Below are 13,310 nucleotides of genomic sequence, written 5' to 3' on the forward strand. Positions count from 1 at the left end.
CCCGGGGTTAGGTGTGAGTCGTGATGAAGCTTCTTGCTCTGAGTGAGTCGTGCCTATCGTAATGCCCCTGAGCCGAATTAGGCAGTTCGATGGAGGAAATTAACCCGGATTTAGCTTGGTAACGGAATATGTCGGCCGGTAGGCGCCTCTCAGATCCTGTCTTACCCGACGGTAAAAACGTCAATTTCCACAGAACCCGGCCGGCGACGCCCCGTCCCTACGGTGATCACCTTGTTCAGCCAGGCCAGCCCGGGTGCTGCCGTGGAAAACCTCGGGCTGCATCGGAAGTAGATCAGCTCCGGGTCTACATCCTCGCCACGGTTGAGCCGGGCAATGTCTTCCGCGGTTCCACAGCGGAGTGCCTGGTTGTGGACGTAAACCATGGCACCGCCGTCAAGTTCCACCACGTATCTGGCGTCCAGCTCCGTGAGTTCGGGGGTGCGCAGGATCTGGTAATCAGCTCCTGCAGGCAGCACCCGCCCTTGAAGCCGTGGTCCGGATACTGTTCCTCCAACAATGGGAATGATCCGCCGGTGCCCTTCGGGGGTAACCCCCACCTCCAGAACAGGGCCCACGGTGACGTTGAGTGTGGCGAGGAACGTCAACGCGGGTGCCTCGGGAAACAGCGTCACAGCGCGTAGTGCTTCCGCAGGTCCGTCTTGCGGATCTTGCCGCTGGCAGTGCGTGGCATTTCCTCGACGAACACCACTGACTTGGGGATCTTGTACCGTGCCAGCCGCCCGTCGAGATGCGAGCGCAGTTGCTCCTCGGTCAGGGAACTTCCGTCCCGCAAGGTGACGATGGCGCGGGGCACTTCACCCCAGGTTTCGTCGGCAACGCCAATCACCGCCACGCTCCCTACAGCGGGCAGTTCAGCGATGGCAGCCTCCACTTCGGCCGGGTAGATGTTCTCGCCGCCGGAGATGATCATGTCCTTGATCCGGTCGGACACGAACAGGAAGCCTTCCCCGTCCTGGTGGCCCATGTCGCCGGAGCGGAACCACGAGGAGTCCGCGTAGCTGTCTGCAGTGGCTTCCGGGCGGTTCCAATACTCCTTGATCACGTTGGGCCCGGAGATCTGGATTTCCCCTACCTCGCCCACGGGAGCAACGCCGCCCATCGGATCGGCGATTCTCACGTCCGTGAAGAAGTGCGGCAGTCCGGCAGATCCGGCCTTCTCCTTGGACCGCGATAACGGCAGCATCGTTGCACCAGGCGCGGTCTCGGTCATGCCGTAGCAGCTGGTAAACCCGATGCCCCGTTGCTCATAGGCCTCAAGGACCCGGTTCGGTACCGCAGAACCGCCGCAGGTGAGCTTGTCCAGGGACGTCAGATCCGCCGTCGACCATCCGGGATGGTCGCAGAGCATTTGGAAGGTGGTGGGCACGCCGTTGAGGGTGGTGACCTTGTGCTTGCCCACCAGCTCCAGGACCCGACCGGCGTCGAACTTCGCTTCAAGCACCACCGTGGCTCCTTTGAGCAGCATGGGAAGCAGACCCATATCAAGGGAAGCCACATGGAACAGCGGCGAGATCATGAGCGCTACATCGTTGCGGTTCAGGTCCATATCCACCACCGTGTTGATGCAGTTCCAGGTGATGTTGCCGTGCGTCAGGAGCGCGCCCTTGGGCTTGCCGGTGGTGCCGGACGTGTAGAGGATCATGGCGGCGTCGTCCAGCGTGACGGTCTCATCGAACGGCGCCGCGGTCGCAGCGTCAAGCACCTCGCCATAACGCTCGACGCCGGACGGCAGCTTAGGGGCGGAACCGTCAGTGACGTCGTCGGGCGCCACTACAAGACGGTGGGTTACCACTGTGTCCGTCACGGATGCGGAGGCCACGACGTCCAGGGCCCCGGCGTTGATCAGGAGCCGCGCGCCGGAGTCCTGCAGTTGAAATTGCAGTTCCGGGGCTGCCAAACGGGTGTTCAACGGGACGAAGATCGCGCCCAGCAGCCCGCAGGCGAAGAACGTCTCCACAAAGGACGCGTGGTTCTCGCCGAGGAAGGCCACGCGGTCCCCCTTGGTTACTCCCCTGGCTTTGAGGGCGTTGGCCAGGCGGTCGGTGCGATCGGCGAGCGCGGTGTAGCTCAGCGTTTGATCACCGGAAATGAGGGCCGTTGCGGTTCCGGACTTGCGGCGGCGGCGGTGCAGCCAGGATCCAACTCCGTTGTTGTCCATGGTGCGCTACTCCTAACTGACCGTTGAAAGGTCGTTGTTCTTAGACTCCCGCGTCAACAGGATGAAGACAATCGACACCAGCGACATGACGGACAGGAAGACCACCACGGGGACGATGCTCTGGCCGGCGTCCTTGTAGAGGCCGGCGACGATGCCGGGGGTGAATCCTGCACCAATCAGCGTGGCCAACTGGTAGCCCACTGCCGCGCCGGTGTAGCGGTTGGTGGTGCCGAATTGCTCGGATACGAACGCGGCGAGGGGTCCGTAGAGGGAGGAGTGCAGAATGAGCGCCACGGTGAAGGCCAGGAAGACCAAAGCGATGTTGCCCGAGCTGAGCATCCCGAACATGGGGAACAGGTAGAGGATGAACAGCGCCAGGCCTGTCACCATCACCGGGCGTCGGCCAAAGCGGTCCGATAACCGGCCTCCCAGCAGCACGAACAGGATGGAGATGGCCGAGGCTCCTGCGAAGGCATAGAGCACGCCCTGCTGCGGTGCGCCCTTGGACACGGCATAAGTCACGGAGAACGTGGGCAGTACTACCTGCAGCCCGAAGCCGGCGGCACCGGCAAACATGATCATGATCAGTGCTTTGGGACGCTTCAGAACTTCCAGCAGCGGGATCTTGCGTTTGGTCCCTTGGGCAGTTTCCTTGGCCACGGCCTCGGCGAAGATGGGACTCTCGGACACCCGCAACCTCACGAACATGCCCACGATCAGCAGCACGAAGGACAACAGGAACGGCACACGCCAACCCCATGCCAGGAAAGCGTCCTGGGGAAGGGCTGAGAAGATACCCATGACCACAGTGCCCAAGACAGCCCCGGTGGGTGCGCCTGCATTCACAAACGACGCCGCGAAGCCTCGCCTCTTGGGATCGGAATGCTCCAAGGCCATCAGTGCGGCCCCACCCCATTCACCGCCGACGGCGATTCCCTGGCAGACGCGCAGGACCACCAGGATCACAGCTCCCCAAGGGCCAATGACGTTGGCTCCCGGAATCAGGCCGATCAACGTGGAGGCAATACCCATCATCGCCATGGACACGATCAGCATGCCCTTGCGCCCTATGCGGTCGCCGAAGTGGCCGAAAATGATGCCGCCCAGGGGGGCGGGCAACATAGCCTGCGGCGAAGGTGGCGTAGGCAGCGACTACACCCACCCATTCATCCGTGCCGGCAAAGAAGACTTTGGGGAAAGCGACCGCTGCCGCCGTTGCGTAGAGCAGGAAATCATAGAACTCGATGGTGCTGCCCAGATAGCTGGACATGATGACCGTGCGCGCCTCTTTGCGCTTGGCGGCCGTGCTCGGCTGTGCGAGCGCAGTGTGTCCTGACATGGCTGTTCCTTGGGAGAGGAGGGAAGGGAATTGGATCTTTACTTGTAGAAGCGGGCCAGGAATTCGGCGACGACGGCAGGGCGTTCCTGGCCTTCGATCTCGATGGTTGCGTTGACCTTGATCTGGGCGCCGCCTTTGACCTCGGTGACCTCGGCGATGGAGCCCTGCATGCGGACCTTGGAGCCGACCTTCACCGGCGATGTGAAGCGGACTTTGTCCAGGCCGTAGTTGACCTTGGTGGTGACTCCCTCGACGTCGAACAGTTCGCCCCAGAACGGGATGATCAGGGACAGGGTAAGGAAACCGTGAGCGATCGGAGCGCCGAAGGGACCGCCCTTGGCTCGCTCGGGGTCGGTGTGGATCCACTGCTGATCATCCGTGGCGTCAGCGAACAGGTTGATCTGCTGCTGGGTGATCTCACGGTAATCGGTAGTGCCGAGGTCCTTGCCGGACATGGTGGGCAGGGTGTCGAAATCGACAACGAGATTGGGCATCTTTGCCTCCTGTGTTGTTGGTTTGAAGAGATTTAGCTGGTAAAGGAGCCGACGCCGGTGAGGGCACGGCCGATGATGAGGGCGTTGATTTCGTGGGTGCCCTCGTAGGAATAGACGGCTTCGGCGTCGGCGTGGAAACGCGCGACGTCGGCGGCGAGGGTGATGCCGTTGCCGCCCACCACTTCGCGGGCCAGGGCGACGGTTTCGCGCATCATCAGGGACGTCTGCATCTTGGCCAGGGCCGAGTCCTGGTCCCGGTAGATGCCCCAGCCCTGCTGTTCAGTCAGCCGCACCACCAGTGAAAGCGAAGCGGTGATATTGCCGAGCATCCGGGCCAACTTCTCCTGGACCAGTTGGAAGGACCCCAGCGACCGGCCGAACTGTTGGCGTTCCTTGACGTAGGCCAGCGCGGCTTCGAACGCGCCGGCCTGGATGCCGGTCGCAATCCAGGCAACATCCGAACGCATCGCCCGCAGCATCGCAGCAACGTCCTTGAACGAATTCACGTTGTGCAGGCGCATGGCCTCGGGTACGCGGACTTTGTTCAGGGTGATGTGGGCGTTTTGCATCATCCGCAGCGAGGTCTTGCCATGGATCTTCTCCAGGCTGACGCCGGCGGCGGTCCGGTCCACGAGGAACGCCTTGACCTGCCCATCAGCGACGTCCCGGGCAAACACGCACAGCACATCGGCTGTGGAGGCGCCCCCGATCCACCGCTTGGCACCATCCAGAACCCACGTCCCGTCATCGGATCCCGTGCCGCCGTCGCCTGTGCCTGGTTCGAAGCGGGCGGTGGTGGCGAGCCCGCCGGCGATGTCCGAGCCGTGCTCGGGTTCGGTCAGCGAGAAGACACCCTTGAGGGAGAAATCGATGACCTTGGGCATCCACTCGCGCTGCTGATCCTCGGAAGCACCAACCCGGATCGCGGTCCTGAACAGCCCTGCCTGGGCGGTGTACCAGGTGGCCAATGATGCGTCCGTGCGGGCCAGTTCGAAGATCCGGAAGCCGTGGTAAATCTCCCGAGCCGGTGTCTCGACGGTCAGCTCGGCCGGTTCCATGATGTCCAGATCAATCAAGGGCCGGGCTAGCTGCTCCGGGAAATCGCCGCGCTCCCAGTATTCAGCCAGCAGCGGTTTCGCCTGTGCGTCAAGGAAGCCCCGCAACCGGCCCAACACCTGACGCTCTTCGGTGGTCAAGAGCGCTTCGGCGTCGTACCAGTCCGCCACGGAATAAAGCCGCTGGTCCGTCGCTGTTGATCCCGTCGTGGTGGTCATCTCAGCCACCCAGTCCCAGGAGCCTGACGGCATTGTCCTTGAGGATCTTCGGACGGACTTCGTCCTTCAAGGGAAGGTCCGCGAACGCACCCAGCCACTTTTGCGGGGTGATCAGCGGGAAGTCCGTGCCGAACAGCACCTTCTCCTGCAACACCGAATTGGACAGTCGAACCAAGGATTCCGGGAAGTACTTCGGCGACCACCCGGACAGGTCAATGAAGACGTTGGACTTGTGCGTCGCGATCGAGTTCGCCTCGTCCTGCCACGGCACCGAGGGGTGGGCCATGATGATCTGCAAACCCGGGAAATCAGCAGCAACCGCATCCAGCAACAACGGGTTGGAGTACGCCAGCTTGATCCCGTAGCCCCCTGGAAGACCTGCTCCCATACCGTTCTGGCCGGTGTGGAAAATGCATGGCAATCCCAGTTCCTGAAGAGATTCCCAGAGCGGGTAGAACTGCTCGTTGGACGGGTCGAAGCCCTGCAGCGACGGGTGGAACTTGAAGCCGCGGGCGCCGAGCTCAACGGCTTGGTGTTTGGCTCCGGCGATTGCCTCTTCCCCCGTGCGGGGATCGACGCTGCCGAACGGGATCAGCACATCGTTGTTCCGTGCGGCCCCGGCAATCAGTTCCGGGATGCTGTTTGGCTCGTGCTTGAGCTGCGTCCGGGCGTCCACGGTAAAAACGACGGCGGCCATGTTCAGTTCCCGGTAAAGCTCCGCGATCCGGTCCAGCGACGGGGTCCTGTCTTCGGCTTTGAAGTACTTCGCCGAGGCCTCCGTCAACGCGTCCGGCAGGGACCCATGCCCGCAGCTATCCACTTCGAGGTGGACGTGCATGTCAATCGCATCCAGCCCGGAGGCGTCAATGCCCAGTTCATAACGGTCGCCCATGATCAGCGCGCCTGTACCGCTTCTGACGTGGCCGGTTCGGGCTGCAGCTCGGCGGGCAACGGCAGGAACTCCTCACCGAAGCTCTGCAACGCCCCCGGCCCAAACAGCGAGCCGGCGTTGTCCTGCAAAGCCTCGTAGCTCCAGCCGCCTTCGCGGTACCCGGTGCTGGCCGCCGTCGGGTGCGTCCACACCTGCAGCCGGTCACCACCGGCACCGATCGCCTGGCCGGTAATCTCCGAGGCCGCATCAGAGGCGAGGAAGGCGATCAGCCCGGCGACGTCGTCGGCCGTTCCGAAACCGAGGTCGTGGCGGAAGAAGGACGGCATGGCCTCACCACGCTCGTCCGCTTCGACGGCTTTCTGGAAGTAAGGAACGGTTTTGGTCATGGCCGTAGCAGCCACGGGGATCACGGAGTTGACCGTCACACCGGCCTTTTTCATTTCCAAGGCCCAGGTCCGGACCATGCCCACGATTCCAGCCTTGGCTGCGGCGTAGTTGGTCTGCCCGAAGTTGCCGCGCTGGCCGGTCGGCGAACCGATGGTGATGATCCGGCCGGCGACGTTGTTTTCCTTGAAGTACGCAAACGCTTCACGGACACAGGTGAACGTGCCTTTCAGATGGACGTTGATGACGAGGTCAAAGTCCTCATCCGTCATCTTCAACAGGCTCTTGTCCCGCAGGATCCCGGCGTTCGTCACCAGAATGTCCAACCGGCCGAATGCCTCGACGGCACCCGCCACCAAAGCCTTCGCAGCCTCCGTACTCCCCACTGGAACCACCACGGCGGTGGCCAGGCCGCCGTCGGCCTCTATCAGCGCGACAGCCTCTGCAGCGGTCCCAGCGTTCACGTCATTGATCACGACGGCGGCACCACGGCGGGCGAGTTCCCTCGCGTAAGCGAGTCCAAGACCCTGCCCACTCCCGGTGACGATTGCAACCTTGCCGTTCAAGCTCATGGCGTGCTCCTTCGCATGCAGTAACCGGCCGAAGCCGGTGGGGCCGATCCCACTGCATCGTGAGATCCTTGTCATGATCAATGAGAATACGGATCATTGAAAAAGTCAACGATTGTTTTTCATTACTATTGGAGTTGTCATGGGCCCGCAAAGCACCGAAGTGGAAACCCCGCGCCTGGCCGCAGCAAAAATCGGCAGCGATGTGGGCCTGTTGCTGGCCAAACTGCATGCCACAGGATCACTCCTGAATAACAAAGCACTGGCCGACTACGGCCTCCGGGAACGGTCATTTTCAGTGCTGACCCTCGCCTGCAGCGGACTGGAACCCACGCAACGCGAGTTGGCCGATTTCCTCAGCCTCGACCCCAGCCAAGTGGTCAGCCTCGTGGACGACCTCGAACACCGCGGCCTGGTCAAACGCGCCCAGGGCAAGCAGGACCGCCGGGCCAAGATCATCGTCTCCACAGCGGAGGGCCGGCGGATCCACAACAAAGCGCGGGCCGGGCTCGAAGTGTGCGAACAGACCCAGCTCGCAGCACTGACGGAGGACGAGAACGTCCAGCTGAGGGCGCTGCTTAAAAAGGCATTGTGGGGTTAGGCCCCGGCTCAAGCTGGGCCCCATGGACATCTGCACAGCCGTCCGCCGAGGTGGTAGGCATCTGTCCATATCGGAGCCAAACCAGGTATGTCAGGATCAGAAACTATGAGCTTTCCTCTTTTCCACGATCCCCTGCAGGGCACCGTCGCCGTTGACGCCCCTGTGCGCGACCCCCAAGTCCGACGCCAAGCCCGCCCTACCAGCCCTCCGGCTCGCCCGGCAACGCACGGGTCCGTTCCGAACAGGAGCGCACGCCAGCGCGAGGTAGCCAAAGTTGCCGAGGATCTCCAGGCGTTGATGGCCCGGAGCGGCAAGCTGTAACACCCGGGTTAGGACAGTCCAGCGCGGGTACATTCACACCATGGGCATCCACATTGGCACGTCAGGTTGGAGCTACGACCATTGGGAGCACGTCCTCTATCCCCCGGGACTGCCTGCGTCCAAGCGCCTGGCCCTCTATGCGGCCAGGTTCAGAACGGTGGAGTTGAACGCGAGTTTCTACCGTTGGCCCCGGGACACATCGTTCGCCAGTTGGCGTGACCGTCTTCCGGCCGGCTTTGCGATGTCGGTGAAGGCACCCCGCGGGCTGACCCATGCGAAGAAGCTGTACAGCCCTGAGGTGTGGGTGGAACGCATAGTCCGCTGCTGGCACGAGCTCGGCGACAAAAGAGCCGTTCTGCTGGTGCAGCTGCCGCCCGGTTTCGCACGCGACGACGCCCGGCTGGACTACTTCCTGGCAGCCCTGCCCCCTTGGATCCGCGTCGCTGTCGAGTTCCGCCACGACAGCTGGGACCACCCGGACGTGTACGCGCTGCTTGAACGGCACGGGGCCGCCTACTGCATTATGAGTGGCGCCAACCTGCCGTGCATCCTCCATGCAACTGCACCCTTCGTTTACGTCCGCCTGCACGGTCCGGACCACCACCACCTGTACGGCGGTTCCTACTCCGATGATGACCTGCGCTGGTGGGCGGACCGGATTCGGGAGTGGAACGGCTCGCGCCAGGATGTGTACGTCTACTTCAACAACGACGGCGCTGGTAATGCCGTGCGGAACGCTGACACTTTGAGGTGGCTGCTGGGGGTCAACTGACCGGCAGGCCGCCGCCCGCGGTGAGGCCCGGCAGCCTCGATCAGCCCAAGCGGCCGCGTACGATCTCGCTGACCGTCTTGCCATCGAAGCGCCCTGCGACTTTCGCCGTGACAGGCTTCATCACGGCTCCGATGGAACGCATGGACAGCTCCTGTCCATCGGCCTTCAGGGCAGCGATGGCCTCGTCCACAATGGCTTCCACTTCTTCGCGGGTCAACGCCTTCGGGAGGTAAGCCTCGATGATCTCCGCTTCTGCCACCTCGGCCGCAGCCCGGTCGGCTTCGCCGGCTTCGGTATAGATCCGGGCCGTGTCCCGACGCTTGGCAGCTTCCTTCTGAAGCAGCGAGGTGACCTGCGCGTCGTCGAGCTCCACCGGCGTCTTACCTGACTTTTCGCGGGTGGTGATCTCGCCCAGCACGTTGCGCACTGTGGTCAGCGCAACCTTGTTGCCCGCTTTCATGTGGTCAACTACGTCGGCTTTCAAGCGTTCTTTAAGGGTCATGATGTTGCTCCTTGATTCGGGATTCCTTCTGCTATCTTCCCAGCTTGGCCGCTCAACAAGGTCTCCCGCCCCACGAGGACAACCTCGTACCATGGGCGGTGTGATGCTACAGGCTTGCCTCAACGGGGCTCGAAACGTCCCGCTCCACCAACGGCTGGCGGCAGATCCGGCCATGATTGCCCAGGAAGCTGCGGCAGCAGTGGCTGCAGGCGCCCACAGCCTGCATGTCCATCCAAAGAATCCACAGGGTGCGGACACCATGGAACCGCACTACGTCACCCAGTGGCTCCGCGCAGTGCGCCATGCCTGTCCTGACGTGCCTGTGGGTTTGACCACGGGTGCCTGGACTTCCCCCGACGCATCGTCCCGCGTGAAGATGGTGGAGTCGTGGCGTGACGCACCGGACTTCGCCTCCGTCAATTGGCACGAGGACGGTGCCGACGACGTGGCCGGAGCCCTGCACGCCCGCGGCATTGGCATCGAGGCGGGAATCTGGCAAGCGGACGCTGCCCGCCGATGGGCCTGCTCGCCACTCCGGGCTGAATGCCTGAGGGTGTTGATCGAGCTGCAGGACATCCCGGCCGAGGCTGTGGAAGGAGAGGCCAAGTGGCTCTTGGAACTGGTGCGGGAACCAGCGGTCCAGGTGCCGATCCTGCTCCACGGCGAGGAACGGTCCACCTGGGTTGCGCTGAAGCTGGCGGCCCAGTGGGGATTGGACACCCGAATAGGTCTCGAAGATACGCTCCTGCTCCCCCACGGAGGGCGCGCTGAGGGCAATGCTGAACTGGTTGCCGCAGCCAGGAACTTGCTTTCCGCCTGAACAGTAAGCGAGGCTGTTCAACCTGCAACTCCGCACAACAGTTGCCGGTCCCCCGTCAGGACTCCTTTGAAACCTCCGGGCCTGGCGGGTCCTGTTCCGTTGGTTCCTTCTCGATGGGCCCGCTGACTACAACCTGGGCGGGACTGTGAAGAAGATAGCCGTTGAGCCAGGAGAACAAGGCACGGATCTTCTGTTGGAGCCCCGACAGCAGCGCGAGGTGGACCAACAGCCAGGACAGGAAGGCAAGGATGCCCTGCAGTTGGATTCGCTTGCGGCCCAGTTCTGCCACCGCGGCGCCACGACCCACCATCGCCATATAGCCCTTATCCACATAGTGGAAGGGCGCCCGGCTGCCTCCGCCGAGGTCCGCGAGGATGTTCTTGGCCGCCCACTTACCGGCCTGTTGTGCCACCGAACCCAGCTGGGGCAGCTTCGCCCCCGTTGAATCGGTGATGTTGGCTGCGTCGCCGATGACGTAGACGCCCTGCACGTCCGGAGCAGTCAGGTCCGGATGGACGTCAACGCGGCCTCCCCTCCCTTGGGTCAGGCCTGAGCCGGCAATAAGGTCACCCGCCTTCAGGCCGCCGGCCCACACCACGATTTGTCCGGGAACCGAACTCCCGTCCGCCAAAGTCACCCCGTCCTGCCGGACCTCAGTGACGCCCAATCCCATGTGGAGGTGGACGCCAACCTTCTTCAAATGTTCGGTGGCATAACTCTGGGATTTCTTGGAGAACATGTTCAGGACACTGGGAACCATATCCACCAAATGCACCCGGCACCGTGCTGCGAGCTCCGGCGAGAAATACTTGCTCACCACATATTTGACGTTTTCCGCCATCGCTCCCGCGGTCTCCACACCGGTGGGCCCGCCTCCCACCACCACTACGTCCACCGAACCGTCAGGGTTTCTGTCGGCCTGGTCAAGCAATCGAGTCAGACCCGTCCCAAGCCTGGTGGCGTCTGTGACGGAGTACAGCGGGAACGCCAATTCCTGGGCGCCCGGAGTATTGAAAAAGTTTGGAACCGCCCCTACGGCGATCACCAGAATCCCTCCACGCAGGGTTCTTCCATCCGACGTGGTAACCGTGCGTTCTGCAGCACTCACTGACTCGATCTTCGCCGTCAGGACTTTCACCGTTTTGTACCGGCGGAAAACTGAACGCAGCGGCCGAGCGATGGCTGACACGCCAATCTGGGACGTCGCTACCTGATAGAGGAGCGGCTGGAACTGGTGGTAGTTGTTCGAGTCGATCAGCAAGACCTTTACACCCTTGCGTCCGAGTTCCTTGGCTGCCGCTACGCCTGCGAAACCGGCACCGGCAATGATGACTTGGTATGAGTCCTCCATGCGAGCAACTTACTTCACTCCAAGTCCGGACAAAAGGGGGTTCGCAATCGTCGTCGTGCGTTTACCATCTGGCCCTGATGGGTACGCAGTGGGTAGTGTTCTGCATTCGGCAACGCACGCGGAGGAGTGATCTTTGTGAACGAGGACGGACTGACGGACGCAGTGCAGGAGGCCGGTGCCGTGGAGTTGCTGCTGATCCGGCACGGTGAAAGCGAAGGCAACGTGGCCGCGACGGAGGCGCGCCTGGCCGGAGCGGAGATTATCCAGGTTCCTGCCAGGGACCCCGACGTGAATTTATCCGGCACGGGCCAGGAGCAGGCGAAAGCACTGGGAACGGCACTCGCCCGGATCGCCGAAGAGTTCCGGCCGGATGCTGTGGTGTCCTCCCCCTATGCCCGCGCCAGACAGACAGCGGATATCGCCGTGGAGACAGCCGGCTGGCCCGTCAAGGTACTCACCGACGAACGTCTGAGGGACCGGGAACTGGGGATTCTGGACCGTTTGACGCGCTTGGGCGTCGAGAAGCGGTACCCGGACGAAGCCGAGCGGCGGCTATGGCTGGGCAAGCTGTACTACCGTCCGCCCGGTGGGGAATCGTGGGCTGACGTCGCACTCCGCCTGCGTTCAATCCTGGACGAGCTCAACACCTTGGGCACGGGGCACCGGGTGATGCTGGTCTGCCACGATGCCGTCATCCTGCTGGTCCGCTACGTCCTGGAAGGTATGTCCGAGGACGAAATTCTGGACCTTGCCGCGACCACCTCGGTGCTGAATGCGTCGATCACCCGTTACGTGCGTCCTACCGGCGCCGGCCCCTGGGAACTGGAAAGCTTCAATGTGGCCGACCATCTGGCCGAGCAAGGAGTGGCAGTGACCGAACATGCAGGAGACGCCAATGTCCATCCACAGTGAATCCAGTGCCGCCATCCTGGTGACACCCTCGCTGCTGCGTGACTGGCCGTTGCCGGCACCAGGCGAGGACAAGTACTCGCGCGGAGCGGTGCTGGTGATCGGAGGGGCCCGGACCACGCCCGGCGCGGCGCTGCTGGCCGGTACCGCGGCGCTCCGTGCCGGGGCTGGGAAAATCACTCTGGCCGTCGCCGAGTCCGCTGCGGTGCAGATTGGCGTGGCCCTGCCTGAATGCGGAGCTGTTGGCCTGCCCGACAACACCAACGGCTCAGTGACCGGCGAGGGCCTGGACCGCATCGCCGGCGACCTCGAGAAAGCGGACTCCCTCCTCATTGGGCCCGGCCTGGACGACCTCGACCTCGCTGAGGCACTCCTGCGCGCGTTGCTGGAGCGGGAACAGTCCGACGGCGGCACGGGCACCGAAGGACGTCCCGCCGTCGTACTAGATGCTTTTGCCCTGGGAGTGCTGGGCAGGATCGAGGAGGATCTCGAACCGTGGCGGGGACGGCTGATCCTGACGCCCAATCCGACGGAGACCGGGATATTGCTGGGCCGGGACGTGGAAGACCTCGAACGCGATGTTGCCGCTGTGGCAGACCGGTTTGATGCAGTGGTGAGTTGCCAGGGCATTATTGCCGGGCCGTCGGGCGCAGACGGGAAGTTATGGAAGATCACCACCGGGTACGGCGGGCTGGGGACGTCCGGCAGCGGTGACGTTCTCACTGGCGCCGTAGCCGGGCTGCGGGCGCGGGGAACCAGCGATGCGCAGGCCGCCTGTTGGGGAACCCACCTTCACGCTGCGGCGGCGGACCGTTTGGCCAGCAAGCTCGGCCCGCTCGGTTTCCTGGCACGCGAGCTGGCCGACGAACTTCCGGCCCTGATGCTGGAACTCCACACCTGAAC

At 63.1% G+C, this 13,310-nt stretch carries 14 protein-coding genes and 1 pseudogene; 6 read left to right on the plus strand and 9 right to left on the minus strand.

The genetic code is table 11. The features are described from left to right. Positions 1 to 161: 161 nt before the first annotated feature. From ACIQLI_RS16295 to ACIQLI_RS16325, 7 genes and pseudogenes are all read right to left on the minus strand, one after another. Positions 162 to 632, minus strand: coding sequence for a DUF3237 domain-containing protein (locus ACIQLI_RS16295; protein ID WP_400390270.1), 471 nt, complete (start codon positions 630 to 632; stop codon positions 162 to 164). Continuing rightward, complete coding sequence (gene menE, locus ACIQLI_RS16300; protein ID WP_400390271.1) at positions 629 to 2,179, minus strand: o-succinylbenzoate--CoA ligase; 1,551 nt, start codon at positions 2,177 to 2,179, stop codon at positions 629 to 631. Before menE ends, ACIQLI_RS16295 begins: the two co-directional genes overlap by 4 nt. Before the next feature lie 12 nt (positions 2,180 to 2,191). Next, a pseudogene (locus ACIQLI_RS16305) lies at positions 2,192 to 3,518 on the minus strand (MFS transporter). Positions 3,519 to 3,556: 38 nt separating this feature from the next. Continuing rightward, the gene (locus ACIQLI_RS16310) at positions 3,557 to 4,012 is read right to left on the minus strand and encodes a MaoC family dehydratase (RefSeq protein WP_354231066.1); all 456 of its coding nucleotides are present in this window, start codon (positions 4,010 to 4,012) and stop codon (positions 3,557 to 3,559) included. A 32-nt stretch (positions 4,013 to 4,044) separates the two neighbouring features. After that, entirely contained in the window at positions 4,045 to 5,319 is a 1,275-nt protein-coding gene (locus tag ACIQLI_RS16315) for an acyl-CoA dehydrogenase family protein (protein ID WP_400390272.1), read from the minus strand. Next, positions 5,288 to 6,178, minus strand: coding sequence for an amidohydrolase family protein (locus ACIQLI_RS16320; protein WP_400390273.1), 891 nt, complete (start codon positions 6,176 to 6,178; stop codon positions 5,288 to 5,290). Before ACIQLI_RS16320 ends, ACIQLI_RS16315 begins: the two co-directional genes overlap by 32 nt. A 2-nt stretch (positions 6,179 to 6,180) precedes the next feature. Beyond that, entirely contained in the window at positions 6,181 to 7,134 is a 954-nt protein-coding gene (locus ACIQLI_RS16325; protein ID WP_400390274.1) for an SDR family NAD(P)-dependent oxidoreductase, read from the minus strand. 139 nt (positions 7,135 to 7,273) lie between these two features. Between ACIQLI_RS16325 and ACIQLI_RS16330 the strand changes: the two genes are divergently transcribed. The 3 genes from ACIQLI_RS16330 to ACIQLI_RS16340 all read left to right on the plus strand — a co-directional run bounded on the left by ACIQLI_RS16330 (position 7,274) and on the right by ACIQLI_RS16340 (position 8,825). Next, a complete protein-coding gene (locus ACIQLI_RS16330) occupies positions 7,274 to 7,732 on the plus strand; it encodes a MarR family winged helix-turn-helix transcriptional regulator (protein ID WP_354231072.1) in 459 nt (152 codons plus the stop codon). A 105-nt stretch (positions 7,733 to 7,837) separates the two neighbouring features. Continuing rightward, positions 7,838 to 8,053 carry a hypothetical protein gene (locus tag ACIQLI_RS16335; RefSeq protein ID WP_354231074.1) on the plus strand — a complete coding sequence of 72 codons (216 nt, stop codon included), beginning with the start codon at positions 7,838 to 7,840 and terminating at the stop codon, positions 8,051 to 8,053. A 40-nt stretch (positions 8,054 to 8,093) separates the two neighbouring features. After that, on the plus strand, positions 8,094 to 8,825 hold the full coding sequence (locus tag ACIQLI_RS16340) for a DUF72 domain-containing protein (protein ID WP_400390276.1): 732 nt from the start codon (positions 8,094 to 8,096) through the stop codon (positions 8,823 to 8,825). Between the two features lie 40 nt (positions 8,826 to 8,865). Here the strand turns inward: ACIQLI_RS16340 and ACIQLI_RS16345 are convergent, their stop codons facing one another. Continuing rightward, complete coding sequence (locus ACIQLI_RS16345; RefSeq protein ID WP_354231078.1) at positions 8,866 to 9,327, minus strand: GatB/YqeY domain-containing protein; 462 nt, start codon at positions 9,325 to 9,327, stop codon at positions 8,866 to 8,868. A 103-nt stretch (positions 9,328 to 9,430) separates the two neighbouring features. Between ACIQLI_RS16345 and ACIQLI_RS16350 the strand changes: the two genes are divergently transcribed. Further along, positions 9,431 to 10,147, plus strand: a complete 717-nt coding sequence (locus tag ACIQLI_RS16350; RefSeq protein ID WP_400390357.1) for a 3-keto-5-aminohexanoate cleavage protein — start codon at positions 9,431 to 9,433, stop codon at positions 10,145 to 10,147. Between the two features lie 55 nt (positions 10,148 to 10,202). On the opposite strand, the gene ACIQLI_RS16355 is transcribed toward ACIQLI_RS16350, so the two are convergent. Continuing rightward, positions 10,203 to 11,498 (minus strand): NAD(P)/FAD-dependent oxidoreductase, encoded by a 1,296-nt coding sequence (locus tag ACIQLI_RS16355; RefSeq protein ID WP_400390277.1) that lies wholly within the window; start codon positions 11,496 to 11,498, stop codon positions 10,203 to 10,205. 126 nt (positions 11,499 to 11,624) lie between these two features. On the opposite strand from ACIQLI_RS16355, the gene ACIQLI_RS16360 reads away from it, so the two are divergent. Continuing rightward, positions 11,625 to 12,410, plus strand: coding sequence for a histidine phosphatase family protein (locus ACIQLI_RS16360; RefSeq protein WP_400390278.1), 786 nt, complete (start codon positions 11,625 to 11,627; stop codon positions 12,408 to 12,410). Next, positions 12,394 to 13,308 (plus strand): NAD(P)H-hydrate dehydratase, encoded by a 915-nt coding sequence (locus tag ACIQLI_RS16365; RefSeq protein ID WP_400390280.1) that lies wholly within the window; start codon positions 12,394 to 12,396, stop codon positions 13,306 to 13,308. The genes ACIQLI_RS16360 and ACIQLI_RS16365 overlap by 17 nt, the downstream gene beginning before the upstream one ends. Positions 13,309 to 13,310: the final 2 nt, after the last annotated feature.

The sequence above is a fragment of the Paenarthrobacter sp. NPDC091669 genome (genome assembly GCF_044756725.1).
Lineage (GTDB): Bacteria > Actinomycetota > Actinomycetes > Actinomycetales > Micrococcaceae > Arthrobacter > Arthrobacter bambusae_C.

Excerpts from the sequence above, each read along its gene's own strand:
- ACIQLI_RS16325 (WP_400390274.1), bottom strand. The coding sequence starts at position 7,134 with ATGAGCTTGAACGGCAAGGTTGCAATCGTCACCGGGAGTGGGCAGGGT.
- menE (WP_400390271.1), bottom strand. The coding sequence starts at position 2,179 with ATGGACAACAACGGAGTTGGATCCTGGCTGCACCGCCGCCGCCGCAAG.
- ACIQLI_RS16365 (WP_400390280.1), top strand. The coding sequence starts at position 12,394 with ATGTCCATCCACAGTGAATCCAGTGCCGCCATCCTGGTGACACCCTCG.
- ACIQLI_RS16350 (WP_400390357.1), top strand. The coding sequence starts at position 9,431 with ATGCTACAGGCTTGCCTCAACGGGGCTCGAAACGTCCCGCTCCACCAA.
- ACIQLI_RS16345 (WP_354231078.1), bottom strand. The coding sequence starts at position 9,327 with ATGACCCTTAAAGAACGCTTGAAAGCCGACGTAGTTGACCACATGAAA.
- ACIQLI_RS16310 (WP_354231066.1), bottom strand. The coding sequence starts at position 4,012 with ATGCCCAATCTCGTTGTCGATTTCGACACCCTGCCCACCATGTCCGGC.
- ACIQLI_RS16315 (WP_400390272.1), bottom strand. The coding sequence starts at position 5,319 with ATGCCGTCAGGCTCCTGGGACTGGGTGGCTGAGATGACCACCACGACG.
- ACIQLI_RS16330 (WP_354231072.1), top strand. The coding sequence starts at position 7,274 with ATGGGCCCGCAAAGCACCGAAGTGGAAACCCCGCGCCTGGCCGCAGCA.
- ACIQLI_RS16340 (WP_400390276.1), top strand. The coding sequence starts at position 8,094 with ATGGGCATCCACATTGGCACGTCAGGTTGGAGCTACGACCATTGGGAG.
- ACIQLI_RS16335 (WP_354231074.1), top strand. The coding sequence starts at position 7,838 with ATGAGCTTTCCTCTTTTCCACGATCCCCTGCAGGGCACCGTCGCCGTT.
- ACIQLI_RS16320 (WP_400390273.1), bottom strand. The coding sequence starts at position 6,178 with ATGGGCGACCGTTATGAACTGGGCATTGACGCCTCCGGGCTGGATGCG.
- ACIQLI_RS16355 (WP_400390277.1), bottom strand. The coding sequence starts at position 11,498 with ATGGAGGACTCATACCAAGTCATCATTGCCGGTGCCGGTTTCGCAGGC.